We start from the raw sequence: 16,166 nt of genomic DNA on the forward strand, positions 1-16,166 counted from the left end.
CGGGTCAGAGCCAGCCGTTGCGGCGGAACGCGCGGTAGAGCAGCACCGAGACGCCCAGCATCAGCAGGAAGACGACCGGGTAGCCGTACTGCCACTTCTGCTCCGGCATGTGCAGGAAGTTCATGCCCTCGACGCCGGCGACCGCCGTCCAGACCGTCGCGATGCCGGCCCACGCGGCGATCTTGCGCATGTCGTTGTTCTGATCGACCGTGACCTGCGCCAGCCGGGCCTGCAGGATCGAGTTCAGTAGGTCGTCGTACGACGACACCTGCTCCACCGTCCGGGTGAGGTGGTCCTGCACGTCGCGGAAGTAGCGGCGGATCTCCTTGGGCACCAGCCGGTTCTGCGGTGCGGTGATCGTCGCGAGTGGCCGCTGCAACGGCACCACGGCCCGGCGGAACTCCACAATCTCGCGCTTCATCTGGTAGATCTGCTGCACCGGGCTGCCGCTGTCGCGGGAGAAGGCACCCTCCTCGATGATGTCGAGATCGGCCTCCACCTGGTCGGCGACCTCGACGTAGGCGTCCACCACCCGGTCGGTCACCGCGTAGGCGACCGCCCACGGGCCCTGTTCGAGCAGCACGCCCCGCGCCTCCAGGTCGGCACGGACCGGCGCCAGCCGCGACGCGTCGCCGTGCCGGACCGTGATCACGAAGCGCTCGCCGACGAAGATCATCATCTGGCCGGTCTCGACCACCTGGGAGGTCTCGGTCAGCTCGCGGTGCGGCACGTAGCGGGCGGTGCGCAGCACCAGGAAGTGCACCGAGCCGAACTGCTCCAGCTTGGGCCGCTGCTCCGCCTTGACCGCGTCCTCGACCGCGAGCTCGTGCAGGTCGTAGGTGCGCGCGATGGCGGCCATCTCGTCCGCGGTCGGCTCGTGCAGACCCAGCCAGACGAAGGCGTTCTCCCGGCTGCACGCCTCGCGCAGCGCCTCGTCGGGGGTGAACTCGCCGGGCTCGCGCTTGCCGTCGACGTAGACGCCGCAGTCCACCACGGCCGTGCCGTGAAACGGCCGGCCGGGCTCGTCCTGCTGGTCCTCGGCGGTGCCGAGGAACCTGTTCATCGCCCGTACGGGGGCCGTCCAGGCCCTCGACAACGACCGGTTGACGCCGGTGGCCCGGATGCGGGGCACGCTGTTCTCGCCCATGACTGCCTCCCCCAGGGTGATGTGGCCAGGCCTTCGCGGTGCGGCTTGCACGAGGCTACGCCCGCGAGGTTGCCCCGCCGCGCCACGCGGGTGCCGCGGCGGGGGGTGGCGCCGGACGGACCGGCCGCATTTCGGGGGGTGAAGGTGCGATCGGCCCGCCCGGCGCCGGGGGGCGGGGGTGGTTGTCGACGCACCGGACCGCATGGTCATGCAGCCGGGTGCAGCAGCATTGTGAGCCGAACGCCGGTCCCGGGGAAACCCAGGACCGGCGTCAAGAGCACAGTGTCGGAAACCCGACAGTCGGGCAGGTATCACTCAACGAACTCGCACGGGCTTCCGCCGCGGGTGGGCTCAGCCGGAGATCTCGGCGATGGCCGCGGCGATCCGGCGTACGCCCTCGTCGATCTGGTCGACGGTGACCGCGGAGAACGCCAGACGCACCGAGGACTTGCCGCCGTCCAGCAGGAAGTCGCTGCCCTTGACGATGGCGACGCCCTTCTTCATGGCCGCCGGGAAGAGCTTGTCGACGTCCACGGACTCCGGCAGGTCCACCCAGAGGAAGTAGCCGCCGTCGGGCTCGGTGAACGTGGCGCCCGGGATGTGCTCCCGCAGCGAGGCGGCCAGCACCCGGGCGCGCTCGGCGAGGGCCGTGCTGACGGTGCGCACCGACCGGTCGATGTCACCGGAGACGCAGAACTGGTGCACGATCGCCTCGGAGACCATGCCGGGCGAGATGTAGAGGTTGGTGGCCTTCTTCGCGATGGCGTCGATGAGGGCGGCCGGGCCGACCAGGTAACCGACGCGGACACCGGGGCACACCGTCTTGGTGAAGCTGGAGGCGTGCACGACCACGTTCTCCGTGTCCATCGACAGCATCGACGGCAGGGCGTCGCCGCGGAAGCGGATGTCCACGTACGGGTCGTCCTCGAAGATCGTGAAGCCGTACTGGACGGCCAGGCTCAGCAGCTCCTGCCGCTTCGCCAGCGACAGCGTGACACCGGCCGGGTTCTGGTAGTTCGGGATGATGTGCGCGAGCTTCGGACGCAGGCCCGACTCGAGCAGCACCTTCAGCTCGGCGACGTCGATGCCGTCCGGCTCGATCGTCACCTGGTGCACCTTGCCGCCCAGGTTCTGCAGGTTCAGCAGGGTGCGGTCGTAGGTCGGCTTCTCCACGATCACGTCGTCGCCGGCGTTGACCAGGTGGTTGAAGAGGAACGCGTCGGCCTGCAGCGAACCGTTCGTCACGATGACCTGGTCGGGGGAGACCCCGTGCTTGTCGGCGATCCACTTGCGCAGCGGGACGTAACCGACGGATGTGCCGTAGGCGGTCACTCCGGCCGGATCGGCGTCGAAGGCACGCGCCGCGGCGGCCTTGAGGCCCTCGACGTCGACGATGTCCAGGGACGGAGCCCCTCTTGCGAACGAGATCAGCTGCTCAGCGGTCATGCCCCAAGCTTACGAGCAGGCTCTATACAATTTTTCAGGTGTACCCGGCCGCATTTTCTTCCGGCGCCGGTCGCCGGCACGCAAGCTTTTCCCGCTGGTGGGACCTCGCCTCCCGCTGGTGGGACATCGCCGACAGCCACTGCTAACCGCCTGCACAGCCTCGGTATGTGAACCCACGGCTATCCTCGGCTGGCACGCCCCTCATTTCGGAAGGAACCACCTCATGATCGGTCTGGTACTCGCCGCCGGCGCCGGACGCAGGCTGCGTCCGTACACCGACACGCTGCCGAAGGCGCTCGTCCCCGTCGACGGGGAGACCACGATCATGGACATCTCCCTGCGCAACCTCGCGGCCGCCGGACTGACCGACGTGACCATCGTGGTCGGCTACCGCGCCGGCGCGGTCGAGGAGCGCAAGGCCGCGTTCGAGGAGAAGTACGGCGTCAAGATCACGCTGGTGCACAACGACAAGGCCGAGGAGTGGAACAACGCCTACTCCCTCTGGCTGGCCCGTGACCGCTTCGCCGAGGGCGCGCTGCTGGTCAACGGCGACACCGTGCACCCGGTGAGCGTCGAGCACACCCTTCTCAACAGTCGCGGCCCGGGCATTCTGCTCGCTGTTGACAATGTGAAGAAGCTAGCTGACGAGGAGATGAAGACCGTCTTCTCGGCGGATGGCCGGCTGACGAAGATCACGAAGCTGATGGATCCCGCCGAGGCCTTCGGCGAGTACATCGGCGCGACGATCATCGAGGCCACGGCCGCCGCCGACCTCGCCGACGCGCTCAAGACCACCTGGGAACGCGACCCGAACCTCTACTACGAGGACGGCTACCAGGAATACGCGAACCGCGGTGGGGAGATCCGCGCGGCGACCATCGGCGACATCCCGTGGGTCGAGGTGGACAACCACGACGACCTCACCAAGGCCCGGGACATCGCATGCCGTTACTAGCCCGGAGCGTCCAGACCCCGCTGCACATCGACGTCCGGCGCGGCGCGGTCGCTGACCTGGGCCGCATCCTGGCCGACGGCCGGATCTCCGCCGGCGGAGACGTGGCTGTGGTGGTCGGCCCGGGGCAGGGCGAGCGGATCGCCGAGATGATCCGGCCGTCGCTGGGCTCGGCGGACGTCTACACGACCACCGGCGGCACCCTCGACGCGGCGCTCGAGCTGGCGGCGAAGCTCCGCTCCCGCTCCTACGACGCGGTGGTCGGCATCGGCGGCGGCAAGACCGTCGACGCGGCCAAGTATGCGGCCAACCGCTGGGGCATGCCGATGGTGTCGGTGGCGACCAGCCTGGCCAACGACGGCATCGCCTCCCCGGTCGCCAGCCTGATCAACGACGGGGTCAAGGGCTCATACGGCGTGCACATCCCGTACGCCGTGATCGTCGACCTGGACTTCGTGGAGAACGGCCCGGAACGGGTCAACCGGGCCGGGATCGGCGACGTGATCAGCAATATCAGCGCCCTGGCCGACTGGGATCTGGGTCGGGAGATCCGCGGCGAGCCGGTCGACGGCCTCGCCGCGTCGCTGTCCCGGGTCGGCGCCGAGGCGATCCTCAACATGCCCGGCGACATGCAGGACGACGTGTTCGTCACGGTGCTCGCCGAGGCGCTGATCTCCAGCGGCCTGGCCATGGCCGTGTGCGGCAGCAGCCGGCCGTGCAGCGGGGGCTGCCACGAGATCATCCACGCGGCGGACACGCTCTATCCCGGCACCGCCTCGCACGGCGAGCTCGCCGGCCTCGGCGCGCTGTTCTGCACGTTCCTGCGGGGCGACGAACGCCGGTTCGGCCAGCTGTCCGACTGCCTGGTGCGGCACAGCCTGCCCCGGACGGCCGCCGACGTGGGCCTGACCCGGGAGCAACTGGCCGAGGTCGTCGACTTCGCGCCGAAGACCCGGCCGGACCGTTACACGATCCTGGAACACCTCACGTTGTCCCCGGACGAAATCCGCAGGAAGCTGGCCGAATATGACGACGCCGTCGCCAACCGCTAAGACCGCCGTGGAAAATCCACCCACCGCCGACGACTACTACGCCGTCAACCGCGGTGGCGGACTGTTCAGCGAGGCCGTCAGTCAGCGCGCCGGCGCCCGGATCGCCGTCTTCGCCCACAAGCACCGGCTCGCGCCGACCGTGCTCACCGTGGCCAACCTCGGGCTGAGCTGCCTGGTCTCGTTCGTCGTGGTGGCGGCGGCCGGACCGGTCGCCGAGGACCGGGTGTGGGCCTGGCCGGTCGGGCTGCTCGCGCTGGTCGGCTGGCAGTTCGCGTACGCCCTGGACTGCGCGGACGGCCAGCTGGCCCGGGTCACCGGCCAGACCAGCGCCGCGGGCGGGCGGGTCGACGTGCTGTGCGACGTGGCCGGACAGATCGCCCTGGTGGCGGCCCTGTCCGCGGTCGCCGAGGCGCACGTGCCGGAGACCCCGGCCTGGCTGGTGGCCGCCTTCGCGGGCACCTGGATGGTCAACCTGGTCACCTCGGTGATGCAGACCGGCAGCCAGGCCTCCAGCATGGTGACGAGCCGCTCGACCCCGGTCCGCCTGGTCAAGCTGGTCCGCGACTACGGCGCCGTGATCGCCCTGGCCGGCGTCGTGCTGACCGTGGCACCACAGTGGTCGATCTTCATCATCGGCGCCTTCACCCTGGTCAACGGGGCCTTCCTGGCGGCCAGCATCGCCTTCTCCGGCCGAGCCGCCCTCAAGGACTGAGCCCTACACGCGGACGGGAATCGCCGACGAGGTCCCCAGCACCTTCCCGCTGCTGTCCAGCGCCTCGGCCACCACGTACTCCGGTGTGCCGGGCAGCGTCAGGGTCGTCTCGAAGCCGGTGCGGTCGGCCTCGGCGGTCTGCGTCAGCGCGCGCGGCTGGCCGCCGGCCCGGGCCCGCCACCGCGCCACCTTCGTGCTGCCGTTCCAGCTCGCGCTGACGACCACGTTGCCGCCGTCGACGTGCAGCCCCAGCGCGGGCTGATCCAGCGGCGCACCGGCCCACTCGGCCTTGTAGGCCCGGTACGACTGGTTGTCGAGCGGCAGGTGCCCGTCCAGCCGCACGGTCCCGTCCGGGGCGTACTCGGTGAAGTAGGGCCGCTGCCCCCAGCCGATGAACGAGCCGCCGTCGGCCAGCTCCCGGAAGTTGCCCTGGGTCGGCGCGGAGAGCTTGGCCGGATGCAGGAACTCACGGACGAACGAGACCTTCCGGGCGGCCTCGTCGACCTTGAAGATCAGGCCGCGCGACTGCTCGTGCTGCTTGGTGATGCCGGCGCCGTTGTCGAAGACGCTGTAGGAGCCGTCCCGCCGCCGCCGGAAGTCGTGCTGCCAGCTGAAGGCGGACTTCTCGTCGACGACGAGGTCCGACTTCTTGCCGCCGATGCGCCAGATCACCGCGCCGGTCTTGCGATTGATCTTGTACGTCGCCCAGGTGTGTCGCGCCGAGACGAGCAGGTGACCGTCCGCATCCAGCCCGACCGAGTTGGCGTGGAAGTAGTCGTAGGGCAGATGCGCGGAGTCACCCTCCGGCAGCGGGGCATACGACTCGTCGAGGCCGACGTGGTCGCGGGCCCGCCACTCGAAGACCCGCTGCCCGGTCCTGATGTTGATCTCCTGGATGACCCCGTCGTGCAGCACGCCGTCGGCCGGCCCGCCGACGGCGCTCAGGTCGTACGGGATCGGGTCGTAGACCCAGAAGAGCGCGGTGCCGTTCGGTGTGATCACGAAGTCGTGCTGGTCGGCCTGTTCCGAGCCGGCCGCCCGCACCCGGGTGATCTCCCGGTACGACGTGTCCGCGATGACGAACTCACCCTGGCCGACGCCCTGCCCGCCGGTGCCGCCGATCGTGCCTTCCCACCAGGTCAGCACCGGTTTGTTCTGGTAGTGCTGGGCCTTGAAGTCGATCGCCACCGTGGCCGGGTCGGGCACCTTGCGGAACCAGACCGGCGAGCCCTTGTCGTCGATCATCAGCGGGCCCCAGAGGCCGGCGCCGGAGGCCGGGGTCAGGAAGATGAGACCCGGTGCGGTCGCGTTCGCCGGCGTCGTGATGGTGACGTCGGGCAACGCCCGCAGGTCGGGGCGGGAGCGGAATTTCGCCGGACCGGCCTGAGCGGTGGCCGCCGGCGCACCGGCATCGTTGTCGGTGTCGGCGATCGCATAGCCGGCCCCGGCCCCGGCCGCCGTGCAGATCGCGGCGCCGCCGACGCCCAGCAGGACATTGCGGCGGGAGATTCTGGCATCCGTCACGAGGATCAGCCTTCCCCGATTCGCAGCCGAACTACCTAGGTGCGGGGTGTGAATTCGCTGTGAGACCGGTATAGATGCCGATGAGCCGCCGGGTCACCACGTCCGGATGGAACGCGCGCAGATAGCGATCGCGGGCGGCCGGCGCGACGGCCGCGGCGTCCACGCGAGCGATCGGCAGGGCGGCGGCCAGCGCCTCCGGGTCGGGCCGGACCGCCCAGCCCGCCGGCGTCCCGGATTCCCCGATCCCGAGCAGGTACGGGATGCCGCCGACGTCGGTGCCGAGCACCGGCCGGCCCGTCGCCATGGCCTCCAGGATCACCGTCGGCAACACGTCGTCCCAGGTCGGCACGGCCACGATCACCGAGGCTGCCCGGCGGGCGGATGCCATGCCGGCCTGGTCCAGCGGGCCGAGGTAGGTGACGTCGGCCCGTTCGGCCGCGGCCCGCTCGGCGAGCGGGCGCAGCTCCCCGTCACCGGCGATGCGCAGGTCGCCCAGCTCGCCGTCCGGGTGCCGGCGCCAGGCGTCGAGCAGCAGCGCGAGGCCCTTCTCCGGGGAGAGCCGGGCGGCGTAGAGGAAGCCGTCGCCGAGCGGTGCCGGGTCGCCGGGATCGGGCAGGCCGTTCGGCTTGACCACGATGCGCTCGTCCGGAATGCCGTAGTTTCGGAGATGATCGGCGATCCGCCCGGTCAGCGCGATGTAGCGATCCACCGACTTCCAGGTCGGCCGGTGCACGGCCAGCGTGGTCGCCATCAGCGCGCTCTGGGCCGCCGAGCCCCGGTAGCACTTGTGCACGACGGCCGGCCAGCCCAGCGCCTTACCCCGGCAGTCGTGGCAGTTGTGCCCGTCGCGGAAGTAGAGACCGGAGGAGCACACCTGCCGGTAGTTGTGCACGGTCTGCACGACCGGCACCCCGTGCGCGTGCGCGGTCCGCACGACCGAGGGCGAGAGCAACGGGTACGGATTGTGCAGGTGCAGCAGGTCGGGGCGCTCGCGGCGGAGCAGCTCGGCGAGGTCCCGCTGGGCCGCCCGGCCGAAGATCGGCGAGAGCGGCAGCAGGGCCTTCTGCGCGAGCGGCAGCTCCCCGATCGAGTCGGAGGAGCGCTGGAACGGCAGCACCTCGATCCCGGCCGCCGTGAGCTGCGCGATCTCCGTGTCGACGATGACGTTCTCGCCGGACGGGATCGCCTCGCGATATCTGTTGTGCGCTACGACGACCTTCACGCTCCGAAACGCTACCGTTGAGGGCGTGCCGGAGCTTCCCGAGGTCGAGGCGCTCGCCGCGTATCTGCGGGAGCGTGCGGTCGGCCGCACAGTCCAGCGTCTTGAGGTGTCGTCCTTCAGCGCCCTGAAGACCTACGATCCGCCCGCCTCCGCCGTCGCGGGCCTGGCGGTCACCGCCGCCGGCCGGCACGGAAAGTTCCTGGATCTCACCCTCGACTCGGAGCTGCACCTGGTCGTGCACCTGGCCCGCGCGGGTTGGCTGCACTACCGGGAATCGTTCAAGTCGCCCGCGCCGCTCAAGCCGGGCAGCGGTCCGATCGCGATCCGGGTCCGCCTCGACGACGAGTCGGGGTTCGACCTGACCGAGGCGGGCACGCAGAAGTCGCTGGCGGCCTACCTGGTGCGCGACCCCGTCGAGGTGCCCGGCGTCGCGCGGCTCGGTCCGGACGCGCTGGCCGTGGACCGCGACCAGTTCGCCGAGCGGCTGCGCAGCCGCTCGGGCCAGGTCAAGGGCGTGCTCACCGACCAGGAGGTGCTGGCCGGCATCGGCAACGCCTACTCCGACGAGATCCTGCATGTGGCGAGGATGTCGCCCTTCGCGCTGACCAGCAAGCTCACCGACGAGCAGCTCACGACGCTGTTCGAGGCCATGCGGCTGGTCGAGACCGACGCCGTCGCGCGGTCGGTGGGACAAAAGGCCGCCGAGCTCAAGGGCGAGAAGCGCGCCGGGATGCGGGTGCATGCCCGCACCGGACTGCCCTGCCCGGTCTGCGGCGACACGGTCCGCGAGGTCTCCTTCGCCGACAAGAGCCTGCAATACTGCCCGACCTGCCAGACGGGCGGAAAGCCGCTCGCCGACCGGCGGCTGTCCAAGTTGATCCGATAGTCACAGAGTGTGCACAAGCGGCTCCGCGGGGGAAAGCAGGCACAACGTCCGCTTCTTCTGGGCCGTTCCATCGGTATAGTGGCCCGGTCCCACGCTTCGTGCACAGCGGGCGAGGGATCGGCGGCCCCGCCGGAGCCCCCAGGGCCGTGGCGGTGCGTAATGTTCTCGGTGTGGGCGGAACGTGATGCGGGAGGACGTAGGCGAGGTGACCACGAGCCTCCAACGCCCGGAAACCAGCAAGAGCCGGAGCGGCATGCCGTACGACAGTTTCGAGTGGCAGCAAGAGCCGCCGCCGAGTAACGGCGTTGCCAGATCCGCGTGGACCCGTTCGCACCGGCGCCTCTCGCGCTGGCACCGGCCGTACACGTTGATCTTGATCATCCTGGATCTCGTCTCCGCGATCCTGGCCAGCGGCCTGGCCGTCACCTTCATCCAGAAGTCGAGCTCCGGCTTCCAGGGCCGGGAGGACGCGTTCTACTTCGTCGCCTTCGTCGCCCTGCCGCTGGGCTGGATCTTCACCCTCTGGGGCAACGGCAGCTACGACCGCCGCTACCTCGGGCTGGGCAGCGAGGAGTTCAAGCGGGTCGTCCGCTCCTCCATCACGGTCGTGGCCGGAGTCTCGCTGCTGGCCTTCGCCACCAACACCTCGCTCTCGCGCGTGACGGTCGCCTACGTCTGCGTGTCCGCGATGATCTTCATCCTGTTCTGCCGCTACTCGGCCCGGCAGGTGCTGCACGTGGCCCGCAAGCGCACCGGGCACGGCGCGCACCGGATGATCCTGATGGGCACCCTGCCCGAGGCGCTCGAGGTCTACAAGGCGGTCACCCGCAGCCCCGCGGCCGGCCTGATCCCGGTCGCGATCCACCTCACCGACGGTTACTCGGCGGCCAGGGGCATCGAGACCCCCGTGCCCGTCTACGCGGGCCGGGACGTGCTCGCGCTGGTCCGCGAGGTCGGCGGCGACACGATCGCGGTCTGCGGCTCGGCCAGCGCCGAGCCCGGCGAGCTGCGCCGGCTGGCCTGGGCCCTCGAAGGCACCGGCGTGGACCTGGTGGTGGCCCCGCAGCTCACCGACATCGCCGGCCCCCGCGTGCACATCCGCCCGATCGAGGGCCTGCCGCTGCTGCACGTCGAGGAACCGACCCTGTCCGGCCCCGGCTGGCTGACGAAAAACCTGCTCGACCGGGTAGCGGCCTTCCTCGGCCTGCTGTTCCTCACCCCCGTCCTGGCCGTGATCGCCATCGGCATCAAGATGGCCAGCCCCGGCCCGGTCTTCTTCCGCCAGCCCCGGGTCGGCCACGAGGGCGAAACCTTCCGGGTGTGGAAGTTCCGGACCATGGACGTGGACGCCGAGGAGCGCAAGGCCACGCTGGAGGAGCTCAACGAGGCCGACGGCATGCTCTTCAAGCTGAAGGAGGATCCCCGGATCTTCCGCTTCGGCAGCAAGCTGCGCGCCACCTCGCTGGACGAGCTGCCACAGCTCATCAACGTGCTGAAGGGCGAGATGTCGCTGGTCGGCCCCCGCCCGCTGCCCGCGGACGACGGCGACTACCTGGGCGACGTCCGCCGACGGCTGCTGGTGCGGCCGGGAATAACCGGTCTGTGGCAGGTCTCGGGGCGGTCGGATCTGTCCTGGGACGAGGCGGTCCGGCTGGACCTCTACTACGTGGACAACTGGTCGCTGACCTACGACCTGAGCATCCTGTGGCGCACGATCTGGGTCGTCCTCAAGCGAAAAGGCGCCTACTGACCCTCCGGGGCCGGGCAGATGAGAATCGGTAGCGCATCCACACCCTGCCGTACCTCGAATCGGGCAAGGGTGACCGATCGCCCAGCCGCTCGTGAACGACCACCCTCCACACTCGGTGGAAAAGCTGGTGTTTCCTCCCGCTTGCGGTCAGGATGCGTGCGTGGCTGGTCAGGTCGGGAGCGTGCTCGCGGTCCTTGCCGTGCTCGCCGCACTTTTCGGCGCCGTCGTCGCGGTGTTGCGGCTGCGCGCGCGGCGTGGCATAGCCACGGCCGGGCAGCGTGCCACCTACGACGTGCTGCACACCGCTTCACTGGCTGCCGAGCCGCTGCGTACCGGGCTCACCCCCGCGTCGGCCGCCAAGGCCGCCCGGCATCTGCGCCGGCTCGTCGGCGCGCCTGGTCTCACGGTGGCCGACAGTGAGCATTGCCTGGCCTTCGACGGGCGCGGCGAGCACCATTCCGCCCAGTTCATCGCCGCGGCCGCCCGGGCCGTGCGGGCCAACCGGTCGATCGTGCTGGGCGGCACCGACCTGCCCTGCGACCGGATGGACTGCGTGGTCCGCGGCGCGGTCGTCGCCCCGTTGACCGGCGCCGACGGGCAGGCCGTGGCCGCGCTCGTGGCGGTCGCGGACGACCAGCCCGCGCCCGGCCTGGTCCAGGCCACCATGGAGACCGCCCGCTGGGCGGGCTCCCAGCTGGCCCTGGCCGAGCTGGACTCCTCCCGCGAGCGGCTCGCCCGGGCCGAGGTGCGCGCCCTGCGCGCCCAGATCAGCCCGCACTTCATCTATAACGCGCTGACCGCGATCGCTTCGTTCGTGCGCACCGACCCGGAGCGCGCCCGGGAGCTGATTCTGGAGTTCGCCGAGTTCACCCGCTACTCGTTCCGGGCGCACGGCGACTTCACCACGCTGGCCGAGGAACTGCGCTCGATCGACCGGTACCTGACCATCGAACGGGCCCGTTTCGGCGACCGCCTGCAGGTCCGCCTGCAGATCGCGCCCGAGGTGCTGCCGGTGGGCCTGCCGTTCCTGTGCCTGCAGCCGCTGGTGGAGAACGCGGTGCGGCACGGCCTGTCCCGCAAGCCGGGCGTCGGTATGGTGAGCATCGAGGCCCGGGACGCGGGTGCCGAATGCCACATCACGGTCGAAGACGACGGTGTCGGCATGGATCCGGCGGTGCTGGCGGCGGGCATCGCCGAGGCGGCCAACGGCCGCGACGACGACGCGGGCCAGCACGTCGGCCTCTCGAATGTGGACGAGCGGCTGCGCTCGGTGTTCGGCGACCACTTCGGGCTGGTGGTGGAGACGGCGCCGGGCGCGGGAATGAAAGTGAGCATGCGGGTGCCGAAATTCCATCCAAGGGTACGGGCATGAGCCTTGTGGTGCTGGCTGTGGATGACGAGCCGCCGGCGCTGGACGAGCTCGCATACCTGCTCAATGCCGACAGCCGGGTCGCATACGTGCACCGGGCCGGCGACGCGACCGAGGCGTTGCGGGTGCTGCGGGACACCGAGGTCGACGCGGTCTTCCTGGACATCCGGATGCCCGGGCTGGACGGCATGGAGCTGGCCCGGATCCTGCACAGGTTCGCCCGGCCGCCGGCGATCGTCTTCGTGACCGCGTACGACGACGGGGCGGTGGACGCGTTCGACCTGGGTGTGACCGACTATGTGCGCAAGCCGGTCCGCTCCGAGCGGCTGGGCGAGTCGCTGCGCCGGGTCGCCGGGCTGCGCGCCGCGCCCCCGCCGGTAGCGGCGAAGCCACCGGACGAGCCGAGCATCCCGGTCGAGCTGGCCGGCACGACCCGGATGCTCCCGCGTTCGTCGGTGCGCTGGGTCGAGGCACAGGGTGACTACGCCCGACTGCACACCGGCGACGCGTCGCACCTGGTCCGGGTGTCGCTCGCGACGCTCGCCGAGCGCTGGGCGGACGCGGGCTTCGTCCGCATCCACCGTTCCTACCTGGTGCAGCTACGCCTGGTCGCGGAGCTGAGGCTGACCCAGTCTGGCTACGTGGTAACCGTCGACGGTGCGGAGCTGCCGGTCAGCCGGCGGCACACCCGGGAGCTGAAAGACAAGCTCATCCGCGCCGCCAAGCACGACTGGACCCGCTGAATCCACCGTTTCGGCCACCAGATCCACAGGGTTATCCACAACCAAGAGCGTTATCCACAGAGTTATCCACAGGCCGATCATCTTCACAAGTTGTCCACAACGTCGCCCCCGCCCCTGCACGACTGATCAATAGGCTGCTCGGCGCGGGGCAGATCGGCACGCCACGGGGGTGGGCCGGTCTTGCACCCGCCGCGCATGATGCTGGGCGTAGCTGAGGGGGCGGCGTGACGACAATGAAGGTCCTCGTGGTCGAGGACGAGCGCACCATCGCCGAGGCGGTGGCCGCCCGGCTGCGGGCTGAGGGCTTCGAGGTCGAGGTCGCCGGGGACGGCCCGAGCGCGGTCGACGCGGCCCGGCGCATCCAGCCGGACGTGATCGTCCTCGACGTGATGCTGCCGGGCTTCGACGGTCTCGAGGTGTGCCGGCGCATCCACGCCGAGCGCGGCGTCCCGGTCCTGATGCTCACCGCCCGCGACGACGAGACCGACCTGCTCGTCGGCCTGGCGGTCGGCGCGGACGACTACCTCACCAAGCCCTTCTCGATGCGCGAGCTCACCGCTCGGGTGCACGCCCTGCTCCGGCGGGCCAACCGAAACTCCGCCCCGGCCGATCCCGCCCCGGCGGAGGCCGCGATGCTGCGCTTCGGCGACCTGGAGATCAACCTGGCCGAGCGCCGGGTGCAGCGGGCCGGAGTCGAAGCCAAGCTGACCCCGACCGAGTTCGACCTGCTCGTGCACCTCGCCGGCCGGCCGCGCACGGTGCTGCCTCGGGAGCGGCTGCTCGCGGATGTGTGGGGCTGGGCGGACGCCTCCGGCACCCGCACGGTCGACAGCCACATCAAGGGCCTGCGTCGCAAGCTCGGCGCCGACCTGATCCGCACGGTCCACGGCGTCGGATACGCCCTGGAGGTGCAGCGATGAGTTCGCCCCCGGTCGAGCGGCTGCTGCGGTGGGTGTCGCTGCCGCTGGGCGTGGCGTTCGGCTGGGTGGCGCCCGCGCTCGGCTGGCTGCCGCGTCCGCTCGACCCCGTTCGCTCGATCAAGGCGAAGCTCTCGGTGGCGCTCGGCCTGTCCGGCGGCGTCGGCTTGCTGATCTTCTGGTGGAGCCTCGATTTCATGCGGGTGGAGCTGTCCTGGTTCGCGATCGCCGTCGCGCTCGGCCTGGTCACGCTGCAAGTGGCGGCGCACGGCACCACGGTCCCGCTGCGGGAGATGACGGATGCCGCCCGGGCGATGGCCCGCGGCGACTACACCCGCCGGGTCCGGGCCACGTCCCGCGACGAGGTCGGCGAGTTGGCCACGGCGTTCAATCAGATGGCCGCGGACCTGGCGGCGGCCGACAGGCAGCGCCGCGAGCTGATCGCCAACGTCTCGCACGAACTGCGGACGCCGATCACCGCCCTGCGCGGCCTGCTGGAAAACATCGTCGACGGCGTGTCCGAGGCGGAGCCGGAAACGATGCGCACCGCCCTGACCCAGACGGAGCGCCTGGGCCGCCTGGTCACCGAGCTGCTGGACCTGTCCCGCCTGGACGCCGGCGTGATGCCGATGGCCCAGGCCCCGATCGACATCCGGACGTTCCTGGGCGACGTGGTCCGCGAGGCGACGGTGAACGCCGACGGCGCGGGCCACGACGTCCGGTTCGTGGTGGCGGCGCCGGCGATCCGCATCGAGGGCGACCGCGAACGCCTGCACCAGGTCTTCGCAAACCTGCTGGACAACGCGGCCCGGCACAGCCCACCGGGCGGCACGGTCACCGTCCGGGCGGAGCGCCACGACGCCGCCGTGGTCGTGGCGGTCGCGGACGAGGGCGACGGCATCCCCCCGGCCGACCGGGACAGGGTCTTCGAACGCTTCACCCGGGGCGAACGCGCCACCGACGGCGGCACCGGCCTGGGCCTGGCGATCGCCCGCTGGGTGGTCCAGCTCCACCAGGGCACGATCGCCGTCGTCGACCCGGCCAGGCCCTCGGCCGGCACCACGGCCAGCACCCCGGCGCGGACAACGAACCGTCCTGGCTGCCTGATCCACGTGACGCTGCCGCTGCAGCCGACCCGATTCTTGTCCTCGTCAACTACCCGCTCATGAATGGCGGGTCTGCAGGTCTCTGCTCTGGCTGGCTGCGAGGTCAGGCCGCGTGCGGACGGTTGACTGCGCCCCAGCCCTCGACACCACGCTGGGCGATGTTGAGGGCCGCATTGTGATCGGCGTGGGCAACGACCCCGCACGACCGACAGGCGAAGGTTTCCTGGTCCGGGCGGTTCCGCTTGTCGCGGTGACCGCATCGGTGGCAGGTCTGGGAGGTGTACCGGGGGTCGACTTCGACCAGCGGTATTCCCGCTCGGCGGGCCTTGTAGGCCAGAAAGCTGCCGAGTTGGTGGAACGACCACGAGGACAGGGTGACCCGTTCGGGCTTGCGGAGCCGGACCCGGTCGCGGATCCCCGTCAGGTCTTCGACGGCGATACCGCGACCGGTGCGTACAGCCTCGGTCACGATGGTCTTGGCAATGGTGTGGTTGACGTTCGCGGCGTGCCGCGCCTCTTTCTTGCGGCGCCGCACCAGCAGCCGGCGAGCGGACTTGGTGTCCGTGGCCTGCAAGCGTCGCCGCAGCCGGGCCTGGCGGCGGCGGTAGCCGTTGAGCCGGGTGCCGGCGTGACGGGTGCCGTCGGAGTCGTAGGCGATGTTCGCGATGCCCAGGTCGACGCCGAGGAAACCGTCCGGGTCGATCAGCTCCGGCTCTCGCACCTCGACGGTGGCGTACAGGAACCACCTGCCGTCCCGCCGGACCAGGTCAGACTCACCGACCGGCAGGGTGGCGACGGCTTTGACCTGGTCCGGGGAGCCGGTGAACGCGACGCCCTTGAAGCGCCCGTGGACCGTCCAGATCGACACGGTCCGGGCGTCGTGCTGCCAGGACAACATCCGCGCGTCGTACGGCTGGGCAGCATTCCAGCGGAAGCTGATCGGGTTGCTCTCGGCGTTTCGCCGGCGTTTCGAGCCGGGCTTGCCGAGATTCCCGGCGCGGATGTTCGCCTTCAGAGACTTGTAGGCGTCGCAGACCTTCTTGATCACGTGCTGGGCGGCTTGGGCGCCCAGGCCGTGGTCGGTCTTGATGGCCTGGTAGACGTGTTTGCGAAGGTGGTAGTTGCGGTAGACGCCCGTGTTGCGGGCCACCACGGCGACCTCGGAGGCGGCGGCGTTGCAGGCACGCAGGGTTGCTTCCAGCGACGACCCCTGGTCAGGTGTCGGCAGGAGCTTGACCTGCACGACCAACTGCACCCAACCATCATATCATTGTTCCTACGTCGCCACGATGGGCACCGCACCTGGACGTGCGCAGGGACCGCAGCGTCGTCTACCACCT

Annotated in this window: 14 protein-coding genes; 9 read left to right on the forward strand and 5 right to left on the reverse strand. The window is 70.4% G+C overall.

All coding sequences use genetic code 11. The features are described 5' to 3' along the window. Positions 1–4 precede the first annotated feature (4 nt). The gene (locus DMB66_RS55865; RefSeq protein WP_125812145.1) at positions 5–1,147 is read right to left on the reverse strand and encodes a magnesium and cobalt transport protein CorA; all 1,143 of its coding nucleotides are present in this window, start codon (positions 1,145–1,147) and stop codon (positions 5–7) included. 351 nt (positions 1,148–1,498) lie between these two features. Then, entirely contained in the window at positions 1,499–2,593 is a 1,095-nt protein-coding gene (locus DMB66_RS55870) for a PLP-dependent aminotransferase family protein (protein WP_125812146.1), read from the reverse strand. 223 nt (positions 2,594–2,816) lie between these two features. Here DMB66_RS55870 and DMB66_RS55875 point away from each other — a divergent pair, with 223 nt between their 5' ends. From DMB66_RS55875 to DMB66_RS55885, 3 genes are read left to right on the forward strand one after another with little or no spacing between them, the layout of a single operon-like run. Beyond that, a complete protein-coding gene (locus tag DMB66_RS55875; RefSeq protein ID WP_125812147.1) occupies positions 2,817–3,548 on the forward strand; it encodes a sugar phosphate nucleotidyltransferase in 732 nt (243 codons plus the stop codon). After that, positions 3,536–4,597, forward strand: coding sequence for an iron-containing alcohol dehydrogenase family protein (locus tag DMB66_RS55880; protein ID WP_125812148.1), 1,062 nt, complete (start codon positions 3,536–3,538; stop codon positions 4,595–4,597). The genes DMB66_RS55875 and DMB66_RS55880 overlap by 13 nt, the downstream gene beginning before the upstream one ends. Further along, the gene (locus DMB66_RS55885) at positions 4,572–5,309 is read left to right on the forward strand and encodes a CDP-alcohol phosphatidyltransferase family protein (protein WP_125812149.1); all 738 of its coding nucleotides are present in this window, start codon (positions 4,572–4,574) and stop codon (positions 5,307–5,309) included. Before DMB66_RS55880 ends, DMB66_RS55885 begins: the two co-directional genes overlap by 26 nt. A 3-nt stretch (positions 5,310–5,312) precedes the next feature. Here the strand turns inward: DMB66_RS55885 and DMB66_RS55890 are convergent, their stop codons facing one another. Both DMB66_RS55890 and DMB66_RS55895 read right to left on the reverse strand, forming a co-directional pair. Next, entirely contained in the window at positions 5,313–6,833 is a 1,521-nt protein-coding gene (locus DMB66_RS55890) for an arylsulfotransferase family protein (RefSeq protein WP_233625549.1), read from the reverse strand. 31 nt (positions 6,834–6,864) lie between these two features. Then, the gene (locus tag DMB66_RS55895) at positions 6,865–8,055 is read right to left on the reverse strand and encodes a glycosyltransferase family 4 protein (RefSeq protein ID WP_125812150.1); all 1,191 of its coding nucleotides are present in this window, start codon (positions 8,053–8,055) and stop codon (positions 6,865–6,867) included. Between the two features lie 25 nt (positions 8,056–8,080). Between DMB66_RS55895 and DMB66_RS55900 the strand changes: the two genes are divergently transcribed. From DMB66_RS55900 to DMB66_RS55925, 6 genes are all read left to right on the forward strand, one after another. Then, positions 8,081–8,941, forward strand: coding sequence for an Fpg/Nei family DNA glycosylase (locus DMB66_RS55900; RefSeq protein WP_125812151.1), 861 nt, complete (start codon positions 8,081–8,083; stop codon positions 8,939–8,941). Positions 8,942–9,194: 253 nt separating this feature from the next. Further along, positions 9,195–10,691 (forward strand): sugar transferase, encoded by a 1,497-nt coding sequence (locus DMB66_RS55905; protein ID WP_199753221.1) that lies wholly within the window; start codon positions 9,195–9,197, stop codon positions 10,689–10,691. Positions 10,692–10,851: 160 nt separating this feature from the next. Next, on the forward strand, positions 10,852–12,063 hold the full coding sequence (locus tag DMB66_RS55910) for a sensor histidine kinase (protein ID WP_125812153.1): 1,212 nt from the start codon (positions 10,852–10,854) through the stop codon (positions 12,061–12,063). Further along, entirely contained in the window at positions 12,060–12,803 is a 744-nt protein-coding gene (locus DMB66_RS55915) for a LytTR family DNA-binding domain-containing protein (RefSeq protein ID WP_199753219.1), read from the forward strand. Before DMB66_RS55910 ends, DMB66_RS55915 begins: the two co-directional genes overlap by 4 nt. 233 nt (positions 12,804–13,036) lie before the next feature. Beyond that, the gene (locus DMB66_RS55920) at positions 13,037–13,723 is read left to right on the forward strand and encodes a response regulator transcription factor (RefSeq protein ID WP_125812159.1); all 687 of its coding nucleotides are present in this window, start codon (positions 13,037–13,039) and stop codon (positions 13,721–13,723) included. Then, complete coding sequence (locus DMB66_RS55925; RefSeq protein ID WP_125812154.1) at positions 13,720–14,889, forward strand: cell wall metabolism sensor histidine kinase WalK; 1,170 nt, start codon at positions 13,720–13,722, stop codon at positions 14,887–14,889. Before DMB66_RS55920 ends, DMB66_RS55925 begins: the two co-directional genes overlap by 4 nt. A 40-nt stretch (positions 14,890–14,929) precedes the next feature. Here the strand turns inward: DMB66_RS55925 and DMB66_RS55930 are convergent, their stop codons facing one another. Then, entirely contained in the window at positions 14,930–16,081 is a 1,152-nt protein-coding gene (locus DMB66_RS55930; RefSeq protein ID WP_125812155.1) for an RNA-guided endonuclease TnpB family protein, read from the reverse strand. Between the last annotated feature and the right edge of the window lie 85 nt (positions 16,082–16,166).

The sequence above is a fragment of the Actinoplanes sp. ATCC 53533 genome, assembly GCF_003947245.1.